An 18736-nucleotide genomic window follows, 5' to 3' on the forward strand; every position below is an offset into this window, starting at 1 on the left:
ATGCACGACGTACGCACCGTAAGGGCACCCTCCATGCCGCGCCTCGCGGCCGCCTCACTCGCCGGAACGGCCATCGAGTTCTACGACTTCTTCGTCTACGGCACGGCGGCGGCCCTGGTCCTGGGGCCGCTGTTCTTCCCGACCTTCTCGCCGGTGGCCGGGACGCTGGCCGCCTTCGCCACCTTCGGCGTGGGCTTCGTGGCCCGGCCGCTCGGGTCGGTGCTGTTCGGGCACATCGGCGACCGGCGCGGGCGGCGGCCGGTGCTCGTCGCCTCCCTGCTGCTGACCGGCGCGTCCACGGTCGCGGTGGGCTGCGTGCCGACCTACGACACGATCGGCGTGGCCGCTCCCCTGCTGCTGCTGGTGCTGCGGTTCCTGCAAGGGCTGGGGCTCGGCGGGGAGTGGGGCGGGGCGGTGCTGCTGACGGTGGAGCACGCGCCGGCCGGGCGGCGCGGGCTGTGGTCGAGCTTCCCGCAGGTCGGGCCGGCAGTGGGCTTCCTGCTCGCCAACGGGGTGGTGCTGGGCCTGTCCTCGGCCCTGTCCGAGGCGCAGTTCACCGCGTGGGGGTGGCGGGTGCCGTTCTGGGCGGCGGGCGTGCTGGCCCTGGTGGGGCTGTGGCTGCGCTCCTCGCTGCCGGAGAGTCCGAGCTTCCTGGAACTCGACGACCACGCGCGCGTACCGCTCGTCGAGGTCGTACGCCACCACTGGCGCCTCCTGCTGCTGACCGGCGGCGCCCTCGCCATCGGCTACGCCATCTTCTACGCCGTCACGACCTGGTCCCTCGCCTACGGCACGGAGCGGCTCGGTGTCAGCCGCAGTGTCATGCTGACCTGCATCATGGGCGCGGTGGTCGTGAAGGGCGCGCTCACGCCCCTGGTGGCGCTGCTCGGGGACCGCTACGGACGGCGGCCCTTGTGCCTGATCGGGTGCGCGGCCGCGGCCCTGTGGATGTTCCCGATGGTGGCGCTGCTCGCCACCGGCGCGCCGCTGCCGATGTTCCTCGGCTTCCTCGGCGCCATGCTCTCGTTCATCACGATGTTCGCCGTCATCGCCGCCTACCTGCCGGAGCTCTACGAGCCGCGCGTGCGCTGCACCGGCGCCGCCGTCGGCTACAACCTCGGCGGGGTCCTCGGGGGCGCGCTCACCCCGATCGTCGCCACGGCCCTCGCCGAGCAGGGCGGACGCGTGCCCTGGGGGGTGGCCGCGTACCTGACGGTGATCGCGCTGTGCAGCCTGGCGTGCTTCGCCATGCTTCCGGAGACCAGGCCCGCGCCGGCGGGGGCGGCTGCCGCGGAGGCGGCCTGAGCCGGGGTGGCCGTGGGAACGGTGGTGCGAGGCCGGCCGGGCCCGCGTGGGTGAACGCGGCCGGCCGGGCCCGCCTGGGTGAACGCGGCCGGCCGGGTCCGCGTGGGTATGCACGGGCCGGCCGGGCCCGCCTGGGTAAACGCGGGTCGGCCGGCCCGCCTGCGTAAACGCTTGCGCAATCGCTCGCGCAAGCGTTTACGCGCCGCGCCCGCTCACGGATTGATCGCCAGCTCCAGATACGCCGCGAACAGCACCAGGTGGACACCGCCCTGCAGAGGTGTGGCCCGGCCGGGTACGACCGTCAGCGACGCGACCACCACCGTCAGGGCGAGCAGCACCATGTGCGTGGAGCCGAGGCCGAGGACCAGCGGTCCGGAGAGCCAGAGCGAGGCGAGGGCCACGGCGGGGATGGTCAGGCCGATGCTGGCCATCGCCGAACCGAGGGCGAGGTTCAGACTGGTCTGGACGCGGTCGCGGCGGGAGGAGCGCAGGGCCGCGATGGTCTCCGGCAGGAGGACCAGCAGCGCGATGATCACACCGACCACGGCGTGGTGCAGCCCGGCGGCCTCCACCCCGGACTCGATGGCGGGCGACACCCCCTTGGCCAGGCCCACCACGCCGATGAGCGCCAAGGCCAGCAGTCCCAGGCTGATCGAGGCGGTGCGGGCGGTCGGCGCCTCGGCGTGCTCCTCAGCGGTGATCACCTCGCCGTGCCGGGTGATCGGCAGGAAGTAGTCCCGGTGCCGCACGGTCTGCGTCGCGACGAAGAGGCCGTACAGCACCAGCGAGGACAGCGCCGCGAAGGTCAGCTGGACCGTGGAGAACTCCGGGCCCGGCTTGCTGGTGGTGAACGTCGGCAGGACCAGGCTGAGCGTGGCCAGGGTGGCGACGGTCGCCAGGGCGGCACCGGTGCCCTCGGGATTGAAGACGGCCGTGCCGTGCCGCAGCGAGGCCACCATGAGACAGAGTCCGACGATGCCGTTGCAGGTGATCATGACGGCCGCGAAGACCGTGTCGCGGGCCAGCGTCGAGCTCTTGTCCCCGCCATCGGCCATCAGGGTGACGATGAGGGCGACCTCGATGATCGTGACGGCGATGGCGAGGACGAGGGAACCGAACGGTTCACCGACCCGGTGGGCCACCACCTCGGCGTGGTGCACGGCGGCCAGGACGGCTCCCGCGAGGACCAGCGTCACGAGCGCGACGACCGGGCCGGGCAGGTCGCGCCCCCAGGTGAACACCAGCAGCACGGCGGCGAGCAGGGGCACCAGGGTCGTCCACTGTGCCACGAGCGGCCGGCGCCGAGCGATCATGCAGCGATCGTCCCAGAGGTGACGGAGCCCCGCACGCCGGTTGTGCGGGGCCTCGTCACCCGTGGGGCGCCCTACGTGAGTTCACGCGCGTCCACGAGGTCGCAGTTGGTGTAGACGCGTTCGCCGATACAGAGCGCGCCCACCTGCTCCGCCAACCTGCTGGTCTCGGGGTCGTCGCTGTTGCGCATGGCCTCCTCGTACGAGTCGAACTCGATGAGGGCGAGGTAGCGGCGCGGGTTGTCGCGGTCTCTGAGGAGCATCCGGTGGGTGGGGCCGCCCGACCGGCCGGCGAAGCGCTGCCCCGCCTCTGCGAAGAGCTGCTCCATCTCGTCCAAGCGCTCGGTCTCGAAGTCGATGATCTGAACGAACTTCATGGCACCTCCAGCCGGCCACGGCGCCCCCGGGCCGGGGAACGCGCTCAGGACCAAGCAAGCACCGGGACCGGTGCTCGGCAATTCGCCGAGCACCGGTCCGGGTGAGGGTCGTTCCCGCGTCCGGCGCGGTCAGACGTCGATGCTGTCCTTCGAGGCGCTTCCGCCCTGCCCCTGCGCCGCCTCGGCGGCCGCCTGCTTCTTGGACGCCATCAGGCTGGTGATCGTGGTGACGATCAGGACGGCGCAGATCACACCGAGGGAGACCGGAATGCTGATCTCGGGGACGTGCACCCCGGACTCGTGCAGCGCGTGCAGCACGAGCTTCACGCCGATGAAGCCCAGGATGATCGACAGGCCGTAGCTCAGGTGGACCAGCTTCTTGAGCAGGCCACCGATGAGGAAGTACAGCTGGCGCAGACCCATCAGGGCGAACGCGTTGGCGGTGAAGACGATGTACGGGTCCTGCGTCAGGCCGAAGATCGCGGGGATGGAGTCGAGGGCGAACAGCACGTCCGTCATGCCGATCGCGAGCATCACGACCAGCATCGGGGTCATGACCCGCTTGCCGTTCTCCTGGATCCACAGCTTGGTGCCGTGGTAGCGGTCGGCCACGCCGAAGCGGCGCTCGGCGGCCTTGAGGAGCTTGTTCTCCTCCCACTCCTCGTCCTCCTCGTCCGCGCGGGCCTCCTGGATGAGCTTCCAGGCGGTCCAGATGAGGAAGGCGCCGAAGAGGTAGAACACCCACGAGAAGCTGGCGAGGATCGCGGCGCCGGCGGCGATGAAGATCGCACGCAGGACCAGGGCGATGAGCACGCCGACCAGCAGAACGCGCTGCTGGTACTGCGTGGGGACCGAGAACTTCGCCATGATCAGGACGAAGACGAAGAGGTTGTCGACACTCAGCGACTTCTCGGTGATGAAGCCCGCGAAGAACTCACCGGCCGGCTGGCCGCCGGCGAACACCAGCAGGCCGAGGCCGAAGAGCACGGCGAGGACGATCCAGACGACCGTCCAGATTCCGGCTTCCTTGATCGACACGTCGTGCGGCTTGCGGCCGATGAAGAAGTCGACCGCGATGAGGGCGGCCAGGCCCACGATCGTCAGGACCCATAGGGTCATGGAAACATCCACTGCGCCTCCGGCAGTCGTCACGGCAAATGTCAGCGTCGTAGCTGCCGGAGGTCTCTTCCACCCAAAGATGGGCCGACGCCCCGGGCCCAGGTCCGATCTTCACCGACCTGTTCCGTATTGACGGGTACGCCGCAGCAGACAGGGAGTACTCCCCTCCGTGCCCTCAACAGTACCCAATCACCAAGAACAGGTAAAGCGCTTGGCAAAAGAAAGACCAAAAACCCTGGTCATCGGGCTTTACGTGAACTTAGTGCGGGCGGCCGCGACCTGGGTGAGCACCTGGTGGAGGACCTGGCTGCCGGGCGGCACGAGCGATGGCTCGTACGTCCAGGCGTGGCCGACCCACGGGTCGGCGAGGTGGTCGTCGGCCACCGGTGTCAGTCGCAGCAGGGAACGCCACAACGGGTCGAGCAACGGCCCGTACGCGGAGGACTGCTCACGGTCGGCCACCATCATCAGATGGACGCCGAAGGCGGGACCCTCGTCCGCGAGGTAGCGCAGCTGGTTCACGGCCCGGTCGTCGAAACCGTGCGGGAAGTCGTTGACGATCAGCAGCTGCTGGGCGGTGTCGAAACCGGGCGGGAGGGCGTCCGCTGCGCCGCCGCGCACCGCCATCTGCACCAGGTCGACCCGCTGGGTGAGCCGCGTCAGCACGTCCGTCACGCCCGCCGCGCCGAGGGCGGGCGGGGCCGCGAGCACACCGGTCTGCACCAGCGGCGCCAGCGGCTGCGCTCCGGACCCGGCCGGGTCGATGACGTGCACGGTGAACTCGCCCGCCGGGTACACGGCCAGCAGCCGGGCCGCGTGCGCGACCGCCGTCTCCATGGCGAGACGTCCCAGGGAGTGGGCGTCGGCGAACGATCCGTCGGACGACACGGTGCGGCCGCTGTCGATCCACAGGCCGCGCTCCAGGGGCAGCCGGACCAGCATGGGGATGCGGATCCGCTCGGCCTCGGGCAGGTGCAGGTCGCCCAGGCGCAGGGCCATGGGGATCTCCATCGGCCCCCGGTAGGCGTGCCACACCGGGTTGTCCCACCGCGCGTACGCCGGCGGCAGGGCCGGCTCGACGACGTCGGCCTCGGCCTGCAGCTGGACGAGGTCGCGGTCGAGGGCCTCCCTGGCCTGCTCGACGAGCTGGGCGTACCGGGCGCGAGCCGCCTCGCGGGCGGCGTCGCCCTGACCGCCGATCCGGCTGCGCGGGTCGGACAGGACCTGTTCCAGCTCCTTGTCCATGCGGGACTCGGCGAAGTCGACCGCGCTGCGGTAGGCGGCCGTGGTGCGGGCGAGGTCCTCGAACATGCCCCACACCTGGTTGTAGAGCCGCTCCTCCATGGACCAGCCGGTGGCGTCGCCCGCGACGGGCCGGGCGGGCTGCCCCGGCGCGGCGGGGGGCGCGGTGGGCGGCGGCGGGGGCGGCGCGGCGTTCTGCCGGCGCGGGTGGCTGTAGTCGACCGGCCCGCCCGCGGTGGGGGCGGAGGTGGACGCGGACGGCTGGGTGACGGCGCTCGGGTCCGGCGTGGCGCCGGGATAGGTCGGCGGCTGCGGGGCCGTCTGCCCCGGCCCCCCGGAGGTCTGGCCGCCGTACGGGGACACCGGTGGGACGGGACCGGGCTGAGGGGCGGTGCCGGGCTGAGGGGCGGTCGCGCCCTGGTCCGGGCCGAGGGCCGGAGCCGCGGCCTGCCGGGAGCGGTCACCGTCCGCCGTGCGCGGGGGAGGTGCCTGCACCGAGCGGGCCAGCCCTCGGGACACCGCCTCGTCGACGGCGCCGGCGAGTTGCCCGGCCTGTGCCAGGCCCTGATCGGCGAGGAGTTCGGCGAGGCCGCCCGCGTAGCCCTGGCCGACGGCGCGCACCTTCCAGGCGCCCTGGCGGCGGTAGAGCTCCAGGGCGACGACGGCCGACTCGGCGTCCAGGCCATGGATGGTGTAGCTGGCGATCTCGGCGCCGTCGAGGCCGGTGACGGCGACGAACGGGGCGGCCACGGAGCCGAAGCGGACCGGGCCCGCCCCGCCGGTGGGCAGGGCGAGCAGCACACCGACCCGGTGGACGGGCTCGGGCATGGCGTCCAGATCCACCGCGAGGCGGTGGTCCGCGGCGGCCTGCCGGGAGACCTCGAGACCCGGCTGGGTGGGCGCGCCCGGATGGGCGACCCACTCCACGCCGTGGATCCGGCCGTTCTCGTCGCTGAGCGCGGCCGCGGCCACGATCGGCGTGCCGGCCGAGATCCGTATCTCGAGACGGGCCTGGGAGAGCGGGTGGTTCTGCCCCCGCACCAGCTCGGCCGTCATCGCCTTCGTCCCCCTGTGTCGTTGTGTGGTGTCGGGTGCCGCCCCCGGGCCCGGCCGGTCCCCCCGCCGGCCCGGGGTGCGCTCAGAGCACCGGCAGGATCGCCGGCATCAGGTCCTGGAAGGTGCGGCCGTTGGCCGGGTTGCCCAGGGCCGTCATCGTCCAGCCCTGGCCCGAGCGGTGCACCTTGGCCATGATCTGGGCTGTGTACTGACCGCCGCCGGCCAGTGTGTAGCGGGCGAGCTCCTGGCCGTTGGTCTCGTCGACGAGGCGGCAGAACGCGTTCTGCACCTCCTGGAACGTCTGGCCCGTGAAGGAGTTCACGGTGAAGACGATCTGGTCGATGTGGACCGGGACCCGCGCGAGGTCGACGAGGATCGCCTCGTCGTCGCCGCCCTGCCCGACACCGCCGACGAGGTTGTCACCGGTGTGGCGGACCGAGCCGTCGTCGCTCACCAGGTGGCGGAAGAAGACCACGTCGACCGGCTGCTTGTCGGCGAACAGCACGGCGGAGGCGTCGAGGTCGATCTCTCGCGTGCGCGAGCCGAACAGGCCGCGCCGGGGAGCCGCCTGCCAGCCGAGACCCATGCGCACCGCGGTCAGGCTGCCCCCGTCGTTCTTCTGCAGACTGATGGCCTGACCCTTGGTCATGTTGACGGTCACGCGCCGATTCCCCTCTCGAACGTCCCCTGTTGCCGCGCATCGCGGTTGATCAGCACCTTACGCAGGGGCACTGACAGCGACCCACCCCGGTCCGCACTTTGTGTCGGTCTTGCAACACAGCGCGTGCGCGGTGCGCTGTCAGGCCAGGCCGGCCTCCTTCATCTGGCGCAGTTCCTTCTTCATCTCGGAGACCTCGTCGCGCAGCCGGGCCGCGATCTCGAACTGCAGGTCCGCGGCGGCGGCCCGCATCCGGGTGGTGAGTTCCTCGATCTGCTCGGCGAGTTCGGCCGCGGGACGGTCGGTGGGCACCGTCTCCTTGGCCTTGCCCCTGCCCCTGGCGGGTTTGGCCAGCTCGGCCGCCTTGCCGAGGGAGGGCACGGGCGCCTTGGTGCCGCCGCCGTCCTTCCTGGACTTGCGGTAGCCCGAGCCGAGCAGCTGCTCGGTGTCGATGTCCTCGCGGGCGATCTGGGCGACGATGTCGTTGATCTTCTTGCGGAGGGGCTGGGGGTCGATGCCCTTCTCCTTGTTGTACGCGATCTGCTTCTCGCGGCGCCGGTTGGTCTCGTCGATGGCTTTCTCCATCGCCGGGGTGATCTTGTCGGCGTACATGTGGACCTGGCCGGAGACGTTGCGCGCGGCGCGGCCGATGGTCTGGATCAGGGACGTGCCGGAGCGCAGGAAGCCCTCCTTGTCGGCGTCCAGGATCGCCACCAGGGACACCTCGGGCAGGTCCAGACCCTCACGCAGGAGGTTGATGCCCACCAGCACGTCGTACTCGCCGGCGCGCAGCTCGCGCAGGAGCTCGACGCGGCGGAGGGTGTCGACGTCGCTGTGCAGGTAGCGCACCTGGATGCCGAGCTCCAGGAAGTAGTCCGTGAGGTCCTCGGCCATCTTCTTGGTGAGCGTGGTGACCAGGACGCGCTCGTCCCGCTCGGTGCGCTGCCGGATCTCGTGCACCAGGTCGTCGATCTGGCCCTCGGTGGGCTTGACGACGACCTCCGGGTCGACGAGGCCGGTGGGGCGGATGATCTGCTCGACGTAGCCGTCCGCGCGGGACATCTCGTAGGTGCCCGGGGTGGCCGACAGGTAGACCGTCTGGCCGATGCGCTCCTGGAACTCCTCCCACTTCAGGGGGCGGTTGTCCAGGGCGGAGGGCAGCCGGAAGCCGTGGTCGACGAGGGTGCGCTTGCGGGAGGCGTCGCCCTCGTACATGGCGCCGATCTGCGGCACGGTGACGTGCGACTCGTCGATCACCAGGAGGAAGTCGTCCGGGAAATAGTCCAGCAGGGTGTTGGGCGGGGAGCCGGGCAGGCGGCCGTCGAAGTGCATCGAGTAGTTCTCCACGCCGGAGCAGGTGCCGATCTGGCGGAGCATCTCGATGTCGTAGGTGGTGCGCATGCGCAGCCGCTGGGCCTCCAGGAGCTTGCCCTGCTTCTCCAGCTCCGCCAGGCGCTCGCCCAGCTCCTTCTCGATGTCGTTGACGGCCCGCTCCAGGCGCTCGGGGCCGGCGACGTAGTGGGAGGCGGGGAAGACGTACAGCTGCTGGTCGTCGCTGATGATCTCGCCGGTGAGCGGGTGCAGGGTGGAGAGCGCCTCGATCTCGTCGCCGAACATCTCGATGCGGACGGCGAGCTCCTCGTAGACCGGGAAGATCTCGATGGTGTCGCCGCGGACGCGGAAGGTGCCGCGGGTGAAGGCCATGTCGTTGCGCGTGTACTGGATGTCCACGAAGCGGCGCAGCAGGTCGTCCCGGTCGATCTCCTCGCCGACCCGGAGAGGGACCATGCGGTCCACGTACTCCTGCGGGGTGCCGAGGCCGTAGATGCAGGAGACCGAGGCGACCACGACGACGTCGCGGCGGGTGAGGAGCGAGTTGGTCGCGGAGTGCCGCAGGCGCTCCACCTCCTCGTTGATCGAGGAGTCCTTCTCGATGTAGGTGTCCGACTGCGGGACGTAGGCCTCGGGCTGGTAGTAGTCGTAGTACGAGACGAAGTACTCGACGGCGTTGTTCGGCAGCAGTTCGCGGAACTCGTTCGCCAGCTGGGCGGCCAGCGTCTTGTTCGGCGCCATGACGAGCGTCGGGCGCTGGAGCTTTTCGATCATCCACGCGGTGGTGGCGGACTTGCCGGTGCCGGTCGCGCCGAGCAGGACGACGTCCTTCTCGCCCGCCTGGATGCGCCGGGCGAGCTCGGCGATGGCGGCCGGCTGGTCGCCGCTGGGCTGGTAGGGGCTGACGACCTCGAAGGGCGCCACCGTGCGTTCGATCTGGGAAACGGGCCGCATGGGTTCCACCGTACGACCTCCCACTGACAACCGGCTCTGATCAGCGGTTCTGCGGGGTGCGGGAGCCCTGGTGCCGCACCGGGCGGCGGGGGCGGAACCGCAGGCGGTCCGGGTTGTGGTGCACGGTGTGGTGCGTGCGGGCGGGGATGCCGGGCTTGTGCTCGACGGGGGCCACGGCGGGCTTTCCCATGACCATCAGCGGGTCGAACATCACCACGACGCCCGCGAGCAGGAGGAAGGCGAGGGGGCCGATCAGCATGGGGGCGAGCAGGGTCGCGGGCGACTCCCCCGTGGTGGGGTCGGCCGTGCCGTGGAGGTGGACGTCGAGGGCGGCCATCCCGGTGTAGTGCATGCCGCTGACGGCGAGCCCCATGACGAGGCTGGCGCCGACGCTCCACAGCAGGCCCCGGACCTGGCCGGCCGCCCACAGGGCCGCGGTGGCGGCGCACATGGCGATCACGACGGAGGCGCCGACGGTGAGCGTGTTGTACTCGAACGTCCCGTCCAGGCTCATACTCGCCATGCCGAGGTAGTGCATCGAGGCGATGCCCAGGCCGGTGATGGTGCCCCCGGTGAACAGGGCCGTTCCGCGGGCGCCCTTGTAGCCGACGATGAAGATCCCGACGCCCACCATCACGATCGCGACGGCCAGGCTCGCGAAGGTCATCGCCTTGTCGTAGTGGATCTGCGTGCCGCGGACCGTGAAACCGATCATGGCGATGAAGTGCATGGTCCATATGCCGGAGCCGATGGCGGCCGAGCCGAGGGCGAGCCAGCCGGGGCGCCAGGACTGGGCGACGAGCATGGATCTGGTGGTGCAGCGCAGCCCCAGGGCGCCGCCGAGGCAGGCCATGAGGTAGGCGACCAGGGGTGTGACCAGGCCGTAGCTGAATCCGTCGACCGTGCCCTGCATGCGCGGCTGCCCTTCCCGCCCTTTGCGTCCCGGAATACCTGATGTGCGCCCCCTCCCAGGACCGCACGAGCGGTCAGGGTCGACGCAGAGAGTATGACCCCCACCGGAATGGTCGAACGACTTTCCGGCAAAGAAACACGGCCCCGCCTCAGTTGTGCGGTACCAGTGAGCGGAGTTGGGTCACCTCCATTCAACCTGTGGCCATCTTGCACCCCTCTCGCGTTGACCCTCTGCTGTCACAGTTGAACTGTCCGTGATGACGCCGACGATCGTTCGACGCGAGGAGTACGCATGCACGCGCGCGCTGTTGCCGCCTCGACCACCGCACTCCTGGGGACCGCCGCCCTCCTCTTCCCCATCTCCCCCGCGCGGGCCGCCACCGACGCTGGCGGCCCGCCGCGTGTCATCGCCCACCGGGGTGCCTCCGCGTACGCCCCCGAGAACACGCTGGCCGCGGTGGACAAGGCGGCGGAGCTGGGCATCCGCTGGGTGGAGAACGACGTCCAGCGGACCAGGGACGGCGAGCTGGTCGTCCTGCACGACGACACCCTGCGGCGTACCACCGACGTCGAGGAGGTCTTCCCCGGCCGGGCTCCCTGGAAGGTGAGCGACTTCACGGCCGCGGAGATCGCCCGGCTGGACGCGGGCAGCTGGTTCGGCCCCGCCTACGCGGGCGTGCGCGTGCCGACGCTGGAGCAGTTCGTGCGCCGCGTCGAGCGCCATCAGCAGAGGTTGCTGCTGGAGATCAAGAACCCGGAGCTGTACCCGGGTATCGAGCGGCAGGCCCTGAAGGTCCTCAGCAACGAGGGCTGGCTCGACCGTCCGCATCGCGCGGGCCGGCTGATCGTGCAGAGCTTCAGCGCGGACAGCGTGCGCACGGTGCACGCGCTGAAGCCGGGAGTGAAGACGGCGCTGCTCGGGACGCCGCCCGTGTCGGATCTGCCGGGCCTGGCCGGGTTCACCGACCAGATCAATCCCTCCCACGGTTCGCTCTCGCTGGCGTACGTCTCGTCCGTCCAGGCGTTCACGGGACCGCACGGCAGGCCGCTTCAGGTCTTCACCTGGACGGTCGACGACGCGGCGACGGCCCGGCGGGTCGCCTCCTACGGCGTCGACGGGATCATCACGAACAGGCCGGACGTGGTCCGGAAGGCCGTCGGGGGGTGAGCGGCCGGCCGGGCGGGTGAGCAAGCCGGAGAACACGGGTGGGCAGCCGGACCAACGGGTGACAGCCGGCTGCGCGGCTGGAGGGGGTGGCTGATCGGCCGTGTCGACGGGCGATGCGGGCGCGCGGCGGGCGGGCGGTACCTGGCGGGCGATCGGTGCCCGACCGGACGGCGGTGTCAGTGGTGGGTCGTACCGTGGGCGCATGGACAGTCAGGAGCAGGTCGAGCAGCGGGTGGTGTGGGCCGTGGTCGGCACCGCCATCGGTCCGCTGCTGCTCGCCGCGACGCAGGACGGCCTGGTCAACGTCGTCTTCCACGCCACGGACGCGGTGCGCGACCGGGCGGTCGGGCGGCTGGCGTCGCGGTTCGGCACCGAGCCCGTCGAGGCACCCGGTTCCCCGCTGCTGGCCGAGGCGATACGCCAGGTGCAGGCGTACTTCGCAGGTGAGCGCCGGGACTTCGACCTGCCGCTGGACTGGTCGCTGATCTCCGGCTTCAACCGGCAGGTCCTGCGGGAACTCGCCGCCGGCGTGCCGTACGGCTCGGTCGTGGGGTACGGCGATCTCGCCGGGCGGGTCGGTCAGCCGGGCGCCGCCCAGGCCGTGGGCATGGCGATGGGGGCCAATCCGCTGCCCGTGGTGGTGCCGTGCCACCGGGTCGTCGAGAGCGGCGGCGGCATCGGCGGGTTCGGGGGCGGGCTGGAGGCCAAGCGGCGGCTGCTCGCCCTGGAAGGGGTGCTGCCGGAACCGCTGTTCTGAGGCGGACCGGCGGACCGGCGCTGACCGGTGGACCGGCGGATCGGCGGACCGGCCGACCGGCGGATCGGGCCGGGCCGTGGGGCGACCGACCCGGTGGGCCGTACGGGAGGGCGTCCCGGTCAGTCGTAGTGCCGCGCCTCGAACACGTTGCCGTCCGGGTCGCGGAAGTAGAAGCTGCGCGTGGCCTTGCCCCGCGCCCCGAAGGAGTCGTACGAGAGGTCGGACACCGGCACGGAGCGTTCCTGGAGGCGGCTGAGGAGGGCGTCGAAGTCGCCGCGGGCCAGGGAAAGGCAGACGTGGTTCACGGGGTGGCCGGCGCTGTCCGCGGCGCCGGGCAGCATCGTCATGCGTGCGGCGAAGGTCAGCGGCATGAGGTCGAGGATCGTCTCGTCGTTGACGCGGACGGAGGGAAAGGGCACCTCACCGGCGGCGAACTCGGTGAGCCGGAGCGGTGCCATGCCGACGGCCTTTTCGTACCAGCCGGCGGCGGCGAGCGGGTCGCGCACCCAGAGGACGACGTGGTCGAGACGTGCGGTGTGATCCGTCATGACCCCAGGCTGGTGAGGGGTCCGACGGCCCGCAAGGGTTTGGCCCGGTGCGCCGCCCGCCAGAGATGAGGGAAGACCGACTGGCCGGCTGACAGGAGGCAGGCGCGTGGTGCTGGTGGTGTCCGAAGAGGTGCGGGAGGCGCTCGACACAGGTCGGCCCGTGGTGGCGTTGGAGTCCACGATCATCGCTCACGGGCTGCCGCAGCCTCGCAACCTGCAGGTGGCGATGGAGCTGGAGTCGGCCGTGCGGCAGGAGGGCGCGGTGCCCGCGACGATCGCCGTACTCGACGGGCGGCCCCGTGTCGGGCTGGACAAGGAGCAGCTGGAGCGGGTCGCCAATGAGGAGGGCATCCGCAAGCTGGGCCATCGCGACCTGCCTCTGGCGGTGGCCTCCCGGTCCGCCGGGGCGACGACGGTGTCGGCGACGGCGCTGCTGGCGGCGCGGGCCGGGGTGCGGGTGTTCGCGACGGGTGGGCTCGGTGGGGTGCACCGGGAGTGGTCGGTGACGCAGGACGAGTCGGCCGACCTGGGCCTGCTCGCCCGGACACGGATCACGGTGGTGTGTGCCGGGGTGAAGTCGATCCTGGACGTGCCGGCGACCCTGCAGCGGCTGGAGACGCTCGGGGTGGCGGTGGCCGGGTACGGCACGGACCGGTTCCCGGGCTTCTACCTGGCCGACTCGGGGCATCCGGTGGACTGGACGCTGGACACGCCCGAGCAGGTGGCGGACGTCATGCGCGCCCAGGACGCGCTCGCCGGTCCCGAGTCGGCGCTGATCGTCGCCAACCCCGTCCCCGAGGCGGAACAGCTCGATCCCGACTTGCACGCGCGCGTGCTCGCGGACGCGTTGCAGGCGTGCGAGGCGGAGAGGATCACCGGCCAGGCCGTCACGCCGTTCCTGCTCGACTATCTGGTACGGCACACGGACGGAGCTTCCTTGAGTGCCAACTTGGCGGCGGTCCGCGGCAATGTCCGCCTGGCGGCGCGGATCGCGGCGGCCTGGGCCCGGGGATGAGCGGGGACGGGGGCGACCGCGGGGACGGGGAGGGTGAGTTGTCGATGGGCAGGGCCGCAGCGGGCCCCGCGTCCGCCGGGGCTCGCGCGCCGGAAGACGCGGGCCCGGTGGAGGGCCGGGCGTTGCTCGTCGTCGGGGACGTCGTGACGGATATCGTCGCGCGGCACCGGGTGCCGCTGGCCCCCGGTACGGACACGGCCGCCGTCATCCGTACGGTGCCGGGCGGGGCGGGCGCGAACGTGGCGTGCTGGGCCGCGTACCAGGGCGCTGCGGAGGTACGGCTGCTCGGGCGGGTCGGGGTGGAGGCGGCTGCCTGGCATGAGCGGGAACTGGCAGCGCAGGGCGTGCGTCCGCGCCTCGTCGTGGATCCGCGGGCATCGACCGGCACGGTGATCTGCCTGGTCGACGAGGGTGCTGCGGCGGAGCGGACGTTCCTCACCGACAGCGGCGCGTCCCTGCGGCTTGAACCCGCTGACTGGTCGGACACGCTGCTCGACGGCGTGGCCCGGCTCCACCTGTCGGGCTACCTCCTGTTCGCGGAGTCGAGTAGCGCACTGGCGACTGTGGCCCTGGAGGCAGCACGCGCGCGTGGCGTGCCGGTGAGTCTGGACCCGGCCTCGGCCGGGTTCCTGGAACAGCTCGGCGCCGAGCGGTTCCTGGAGCTTGTCGAGGGTGTGGACGTACTGCTGCCCAGCCGGGACGAGGCCCGGCTGCTGACGGGGGTCGCCGACGCCGCCGACGCGGCGGCCGTGCTGAGCCGGCGCGTACCGCTGGTGGTCGCGAAGCAAGGGTGTGAGGGAGCGCTGGTGGCACGTGCGGGGAGGGTGTGCGCCCGCGTTCCGGCCGTGCCGGCGAAGCCGCGGGACACCACGGGCGCCGGTGACGCCTTCACCGGCGCGTTCCTCGCCGCCCTGCTCGCCGGCGCCGATCCTGAGGCCGCGGCGGCGGAGGGCTGCCGGGCCGGTGCGCGGGCGGTGGAGCGGGTGGGTGGACGGCCGCCTGCGCCTGAGTGACGGTGCACGGTGTGCGCTGATCCGCCCCTCTGCCCTGGGCCCGGGAACCCTGGGCCCGGGACGCGCTGGACCCGGGACTGTGGCCCGGCCTCGCGTCCTTGAGGGCTACGCCTTGCGCCCCCACGCCGAGATCATGGGCGGGGTCGTCAGATCGAGCGCGCCGGACGTGACGTTCGCGAGGTGCCGGTCGATCTCCTGGTCCGTGGCGAGCCCGGCCGCGACCAGCTGGTCGCGGATCTGGCGGATCGTGACGGTCTCCAGGGCCGCGCAGGCCGCTGAGGCGAGGGGGAAGTAGGCGTCGGCGTGCACGCGGGTCAGGCCGGCGTCACGCAACAGGCGCGGCAGGGTGCGGCCGCAGGGCAGTTCGGTGCCGCGGTCTGCGAGCAGCTTGCGGAAACCGCTGCGCAGCCGGTTCGCGAGCTGCTGCTCGGGGCCGTACTCGTCGGGGCACAGCAAAGGCTGGAGAGCGGGGTCGGCGTCCTCGACGAGGAGGCGGCCGCCCGGCCGCAGGGCCCGGACCATGGACCGCAAGGCCTGCTCCCGGTCGGTGACGTGGACGAGGGCCAGCCGGGCGTGCACCAGGTCGAACCCTTCCCCGGGCGGCTCGTCGGACCCGAGCTCGTGGGCGCGCACCTCGACGGGTGGCCGGGCCGTGGAGGCCAGCCGCGCGGTGTCGGTGTCGGTCGCGACGACGCGTCCGGTCGGGCCGACCTTCTTCGCCAGCCAGGACACCACGGTCGTGCCGGCCCCGACCTCCCAGCAGCGCCAGCCGGATCCGACGCCGAGCGTTTCGAGATGCCGGAACGTCGTCGGGTCGAAGAGGGCGGCGAAGGCGCTGAAGTGTTCGGCCGCACCGGTCTGCCGGGTGTCGAGGAGGTCCCCATCGGTTCGCGTCATGCGCCGATCATCCCAGTTGTCCGACTTATCCGTAACGGTCGACGCTCCCGTGGACGGCGAAGACCACGCCGACGCCCCGCCGCGCCCCGGCACCGACCCCCTCCGCGCACTGACACTTGCCGCGCACCGATACCAAGACCGACGCCGCGCCGGAACGAGCACCGGCACCGGCACCGGCACCGGCTACCCGGTCTCCACATCTCTCTCCCCCCGGCCCCGCAGAACCACCCGTCGTCGGCAGGCGTCGATGTGTCGGGGCGTCAGCTCCCGCGTGCCGTCGTCCACAGCCGGGAACCAAGCGGAACGGACCGTTTCCACAGGCTTACCCGCAGCTCACCCGGGCCTGGCAGACTGGCGGGCCAGGGCGCAGGGACGGCGCGAGGAGTTCCACGCAAGGAGATCCGGATGTCCATGGCAGGGAATCTGCGGAAGGTCACGAGCCTCGGCGGGGTCGGCGGCCTGCGCAAGGTGGCTCGGCTGGCCCGGCGGCGTCCGCGCGTCGACCTGAGCCACCCCGCCCGTTCCCCGCTGGGTTCCTCGGTGGTGAACTGCGTGGCGTACCGGGACGGTGTCCGCACCCCCACGCGCGGTGAGCTGGTGGACGTGGTGGAGCGGGTGCGCAAGCACCGGGAGGGCTTCGTCTGGCTCGGCCTGCACGAGCCGACGGAGCGGGAGTTCGCGGGCATCGCCGAGCTCTTCGACCTGCACCCGCTGGCCGTCGAGGACGCCGTCGAGGCCCACCAGCGCCCCAAGCTGGAGCGCTACGGCGAGACCCTGTTCGCGGTGTTCAAGACGGTCTGCTACGTCGAGCACGAGGAGCTCACGGCCACCAGCGAGGTGGTGAACACCGGCGAGATCATGGTGTTCGTCGGCCATGATTTCGTGATCACGGTGCGGCACGGCCGGCACGGCTCCCTCGGTCCGCTGCGCGAGGAGCTGGAGTCCGACCCGCAGCAGCTCGCCAAGGGCCCTTCCGCGGTGCTGCACGCGATCGCGGACCACGTGGTCGACGACTATCTGACCGTCACGGATTCGGTGCACCTGGACATCGACCAGGTCGAGACGGACGTGTTCGCGCAGGACGGCGCTCGGGCCGACCCGGGCCGCATCTACCAGCTCAAGCGGGAACTGCTCGAACTGAAGCGGGCGGTGGTGCCGCTCAGCCGGCCGCTCGAGGATCTCGCCACACGGCCGATCCGCGCGGTGGACCCCGAGATACAGGCGTACTTCCGCGACGTCTCGGACCACCTGCTGCGGGCCAAGGAGCAGATCGCCGCGTTCGACGAGCTGCTCAACTCCATCCTGCAGGCGCACCTCGCGCAGGTCACCGTCGCGCAGAACGAGGACATGCGGAAGATCACCGCGTGGGCAGCGATCATCGCCGTACCGACGATGGTCTGCGGGGTGTACGGCATGAACTTCGACCACATGCCGGAGCTGCACTGGAGGTACGGCTACGGCATGGTCATCGGCGTCATATCCGTGGCGTGTGTGTCGCTGTACCGGATGTTCCGGCGCAGCGGCTGGCTCTGACGCGGCCGTGTCTCGGCGAAGGGGCGGGCGGGGTCAGGCCGTGGTGGTGTCCCTGGCGTAGACGCCCTCGGCGAAGGAGGCGATCTGGTCGTCGGCCAGGCGCCGGGCCAGGTCGGCTTCGCTGATCATGCCGACCAGGCGCTTGTCCTGGATCACGGGGAGACGGCGGATCCGGTGCTCGCGCATCTCGTGCAGCACCTCGCTGACATCGGCGTCCGCGTCGATCCAGCGGGGCGTGCCCTTGGCCATCTCGCCCGCGGTGACCCTGGCGGGGTCGTGGCCCTCGGCGACACAGCCGACGACGATGTCGCGGTCGGTGAGGATGCCGCAGAGCCGCTCGTTCTCGTCGCTGATGGGCAGGGCGCCGACGTTCAGCTCGCGCATGAGCTCGGCGGCGCGGTCGAGGGTTTCGTGGGCGGGGATCCACTGGACGCCGCGGTGCATGATGTCTCCGGCGGTGGTCATGAAGTACCTCCCTGTGCCGGACGGCCGGCGCGGCACGGGGACGCACCGCGAGTCCCGGCGTCCTTCATTCTCGCCGCGCCACCGGACGCCCGCACACGGAGACCGCGGTCCTGCGTGGACCGCCCACGCCCAGCCGCGCACCCTGTCCAGCCGCCCAACCGCCCATCCTCACGGCCGGGCGGCCGTCCGCGCCCGGCCGCCCGGCCTCGCAGCCGTCCAAGCCGTCCAAGCCGTCCAGCCTCACAGTCCTCAACCGCCCAGCCGCCGAACCGCCCAGCCTCACAGCCTTCAACCTCTCAACCGCCCGGCCGCCCACCACCCGGCGGGGGAAGCCACTCATCCGCTCCACGCCGGATGACGCGGGTCGTCGGCCCGGACGAGTACGTCGGCCGTGGCCGCCGGGTCCGTCTCCCGCTCGTAGCGTTCGAAGGCCGGCAGGGTCCAGTGCTCGTCCTCGGGGGTGCGGCGGCGCAGGGCGCCCGGGGACAGGAGGACGTGGACGCTCAGATCGAAGGGGAACCAGTGCCGGAGGAGGAAAGGACCGTGCAGCAACAGAAGCCCGTCCGGCGGGAGTCGGACGTAGGGACTGCGGGTGGCCCGGTCGGCGGCCGGGTCCCAGAGATCCGGCAGGACGCGGCCGTCACCGCCCGCTTCGAGGGGGCCGAAGACCTCGCGCCACAGGGCGCCGGTGTCGTACCAGCCGTTGTAGTAGGCCTCCACGTCCCGGTGGCCGTATTCCAGCCGGACGGAGGCGGGCCGCAGGAAGCCCTCCGTGCCGACGACGAGCGAGGAGCGGCCGCGCACGCGCAGCGCTTCACGGACGCGGTGGGCGAGATCGCCCGGGTGAGCGGCCGGGGCGCCGTCGAAGGCGATACGTGGCCAGGGACTGCCGTCGGCGGGCTTCAGGTCGAGCAGACGCTCGGCGAGCAGGTCGCCGAGCCGGTCCCAGGTGATCGCTTCCAGTCGCACACGGCCCATGATGCGTCAGGTCGCGGCACGACGTCTGCGAGGTCGCGGCACGACGTCCGCGAGGTCGTGGCACGGCGTCCGCGAGGTCGCGCCACCCGCGGGCCCG

17 protein-coding genes are annotated in these 18736 nt (G+C 71.7%); 6 read left to right on the forward strand and 11 right to left on the reverse strand.

The annotated features are described in order from the left end of the window. The first annotated feature begins 33 nt into the window (after nucleotides 1-33). Nucleotides 34-1305 carry an MFS transporter gene (locus tag ACIGAN_RS21205; protein ID WP_399859500.1) on the forward strand — a complete coding sequence of 424 codons (1272 nt, stop codon included), beginning with the start codon at nucleotides 34-36 and terminating at the stop codon, nucleotides 1303-1305. A 212-nt stretch (nucleotides 1306-1517) separates the two neighbouring features. On the opposite strand, the gene ACIGAN_RS21210 is transcribed toward ACIGAN_RS21205, so the two are convergent. From ACIGAN_RS21210 to ACIGAN_RS21240, 7 genes are all read right to left on the reverse strand, one after another. Beyond that, nucleotides 1518-2618 (reverse strand): calcium:proton antiporter, encoded by a 1101-nt coding sequence (locus ACIGAN_RS21210; protein ID WP_399859502.1) that lies wholly within the window; start codon nucleotides 2616-2618, stop codon nucleotides 1518-1520. 71 nt (nucleotides 2619-2689) lie between these two features. Further along, complete coding sequence (locus tag ACIGAN_RS21215; RefSeq protein WP_399859505.1) at nucleotides 2690-2992, reverse strand: hypothetical protein; 303 nt, start codon at nucleotides 2990-2992, stop codon at nucleotides 2690-2692. Between the two features lie 129 nt (nucleotides 2993-3121). Further along, on the reverse strand, nucleotides 3122-4123 hold the full coding sequence (locus ACIGAN_RS21220) for a TerC family protein (RefSeq protein WP_365737540.1): 1002 nt from the start codon (nucleotides 4121-4123) through the stop codon (nucleotides 3122-3124). 237 nt (nucleotides 4124-4360) lie between these two features. Continuing rightward, nucleotides 4361-6409 carry a TerD family protein gene (locus tag ACIGAN_RS21225; RefSeq protein ID WP_399859507.1) on the reverse strand — a complete coding sequence of 683 codons (2049 nt, stop codon included), beginning with the start codon at nucleotides 6407-6409 and terminating at the stop codon, nucleotides 4361-4363. An 82-nt stretch (nucleotides 6410-6491) separates the two neighbouring features. Continuing rightward, nucleotides 6492-7070, reverse strand: coding sequence for a TerD family protein (locus ACIGAN_RS21230; RefSeq protein WP_104779480.1), 579 nt, complete (start codon nucleotides 7068-7070; stop codon nucleotides 6492-6494). Between the two features lie 138 nt (nucleotides 7071-7208). Further along, nucleotides 7209-9353, reverse strand: coding sequence for an excinuclease ABC subunit UvrB (gene uvrB, locus ACIGAN_RS21235; protein WP_365737536.1), 2145 nt, complete (start codon nucleotides 9351-9353; stop codon nucleotides 7209-7211). Between the two features lie 40 nt (nucleotides 9354-9393). Continuing rightward, entirely contained in the window at nucleotides 9394-10266 is an 873-nt protein-coding gene (locus tag ACIGAN_RS21240; protein ID WP_399859510.1) for an MHYT domain-containing protein, read from the reverse strand. Nucleotides 10267-10557: 291 nt separating this feature from the next. On the opposite strand from ACIGAN_RS21240, the gene ACIGAN_RS21245 reads away from it, so the two are divergent. Further along, a complete protein-coding gene (locus tag ACIGAN_RS21245) occupies nucleotides 10558-11433 on the forward strand; it encodes a glycerophosphodiester phosphodiesterase (protein ID WP_399859513.1) in 876 nt (291 codons plus the stop codon). 202 nt (nucleotides 11434-11635) lie between these two features. Next, entirely contained in the window at nucleotides 11636-12190 is a 555-nt protein-coding gene (locus tag ACIGAN_RS21250) for a methylated-DNA--[protein]-cysteine S-methyltransferase (RefSeq protein WP_399859515.1), read from the forward strand. 119 nt (nucleotides 12191-12309) lie between these two features. Here ACIGAN_RS21250 and ACIGAN_RS21255 read toward each other — a convergent pair whose 3' ends face one another. Next, entirely contained in the window at nucleotides 12310-12738 is a 429-nt protein-coding gene (locus ACIGAN_RS21255; RefSeq protein ID WP_399859517.1) for a VOC family protein, read from the reverse strand. Between the two features lie 106 nt (nucleotides 12739-12844). On the opposite strand from ACIGAN_RS21255, the gene ACIGAN_RS21260 reads away from it, so the two are divergent. Further along, nucleotides 12845-13753, forward strand: a complete 909-nt coding sequence (locus ACIGAN_RS21260) for a pseudouridine-5'-phosphate glycosidase (protein WP_399859520.1) — start codon at nucleotides 12845-12847, stop codon at nucleotides 13751-13753. Nucleotides 13754-13797: 44 nt separating this feature from the next. Then, nucleotides 13798-14766: a carbohydrate kinase family protein gene (locus tag ACIGAN_RS21265; protein ID WP_399859522.1), complete on the forward strand. Its 969-nt coding sequence runs from the start codon at nucleotides 13798-13800 to the stop codon at nucleotides 14764-14766. 105 nt (nucleotides 14767-14871) lie between these two features. Here ACIGAN_RS21265 and ACIGAN_RS21270 read toward each other — a convergent pair whose 3' ends face one another. Further along, the gene (locus tag ACIGAN_RS21270; protein WP_399859525.1) at nucleotides 14872-15663 is read right to left on the reverse strand and encodes a methyltransferase; all 792 of its coding nucleotides are present in this window, start codon (nucleotides 15661-15663) and stop codon (nucleotides 14872-14874) included. A gap of 405 nt (nucleotides 15664-16068) precedes the next feature. Between ACIGAN_RS21270 and ACIGAN_RS21275 the strand changes: the two genes are divergently transcribed. Continuing rightward, nucleotides 16069-17196 carry a magnesium and cobalt transport protein CorA gene (locus ACIGAN_RS21275; RefSeq protein WP_399859528.1) on the forward strand — a complete coding sequence of 376 codons (1128 nt, stop codon included), beginning with the start codon at nucleotides 16069-16071 and terminating at the stop codon, nucleotides 17194-17196. 33 nt (nucleotides 17197-17229) lie between these two features. On the opposite strand, the gene ACIGAN_RS21280 is transcribed toward ACIGAN_RS21275, so the two are convergent. Together ACIGAN_RS21280 and ACIGAN_RS21285 are read right to left on the reverse strand one after the other, a co-directional pair. After that, complete coding sequence (locus ACIGAN_RS21280) at nucleotides 17230-17661, reverse strand: CBS domain-containing protein (RefSeq protein WP_399859530.1); 432 nt, start codon at nucleotides 17659-17661, stop codon at nucleotides 17230-17232. A 336-nt stretch (nucleotides 17662-17997) separates the two neighbouring features. After that, nucleotides 17998-18639: a uridine kinase gene (locus tag ACIGAN_RS21285; protein WP_365089425.1), complete on the reverse strand. Its 642-nt coding sequence runs from the start codon at nucleotides 18637-18639 to the stop codon at nucleotides 17998-18000. Nucleotides 18640-18736: the final 97 nt, after the last annotated feature.

Origin of the sequence: Streptomyces sp. NPDC085931 (assembly GCF_044540565.1) — a bacterium.
Lineage (GTDB): Bacteria > Actinomycetota > Actinomycetes > Streptomycetales > Streptomycetaceae > Streptomyces.

What these genes read in the sequence shown, in the direction of transcription:
- ACIGAN_RS21205 (WP_399859500.1), top strand. Translation starts at nt 34, where the DNA reads ATGCCGCGCCTCGCGGCCGCCTCACTCGCCGGAACGGCCATCGAGTTC.
- ACIGAN_RS21210 (WP_399859502.1), bottom strand. Translation starts at nt 2,618, where the DNA reads ATGATCGCTCGGCGCCGGCCGCTCGTGGCACAGTGGACGACCCTGGTG.
- ACIGAN_RS21215 (WP_399859505.1), bottom strand. Translation starts at nt 2,992, where the DNA reads ATGAAGTTCGTTCAGATCATCGACTTCGAGACCGAGCGCTTGGACGAG.
- ACIGAN_RS21225 (WP_399859507.1), bottom strand. Translation starts at nt 6,409, where the DNA reads ATGACGGCCGAGCTGGTGCGGGGGCAGAACCACCCGCTCTCCCAGGCC.
- uvrB (WP_365737536.1), bottom strand. Translation starts at nt 9,353, where the DNA reads ATGCGGCCCGTTTCCCAGATCGAACGCACGGTGGCGCCCTTCGAGGTC.
- ACIGAN_RS21240 (WP_399859510.1), bottom strand. Translation starts at nt 10,266, where the DNA reads ATGCAGGGCACGGTCGACGGATTCAGCTACGGCCTGGTCACACCCCTG.
- ACIGAN_RS21245 (WP_399859513.1), top strand. Translation starts at nt 10,558, where the DNA reads ATGCACGCGCGCGCTGTTGCCGCCTCGACCACCGCACTCCTGGGGACC.
- ACIGAN_RS21250 (WP_399859515.1), top strand. Translation starts at nt 11,636, where the DNA reads ATGGACAGTCAGGAGCAGGTCGAGCAGCGGGTGGTGTGGGCCGTGGTC.
- ACIGAN_RS21255 (WP_399859517.1), bottom strand. Translation starts at nt 12,738, where the DNA reads ATGACGGATCACACCGCACGTCTCGACCACGTCGTCCTCTGGGTGCGC.
- ACIGAN_RS21265 (WP_399859522.1), top strand. Translation starts at nt 13,798, where the DNA reads ATGGGCAGGGCCGCAGCGGGCCCCGCGTCCGCCGGGGCTCGCGCGCCG.
- ACIGAN_RS21270 (WP_399859525.1), bottom strand. Translation starts at nt 15,663, where the DNA reads ATGACGCGAACCGATGGGGACCTCCTCGACACCCGGCAGACCGGTGCG.
- ACIGAN_RS21275 (WP_399859528.1), top strand. Translation starts at nt 16,069, where the DNA reads ATGTCCATGGCAGGGAATCTGCGGAAGGTCACGAGCCTCGGCGGGGTC.
- ACIGAN_RS21280 (WP_399859530.1), bottom strand. Translation starts at nt 17,661, where the DNA reads ATGACCACCGCCGGAGACATCATGCACCGCGGCGTCCAGTGGATCCCC.
- ACIGAN_RS21285 (WP_365089425.1), bottom strand. Translation starts at nt 18,639, where the DNA reads ATGGGCCGTGTGCGACTGGAAGCGATCACCTGGGACCGGCTCGGCGAC.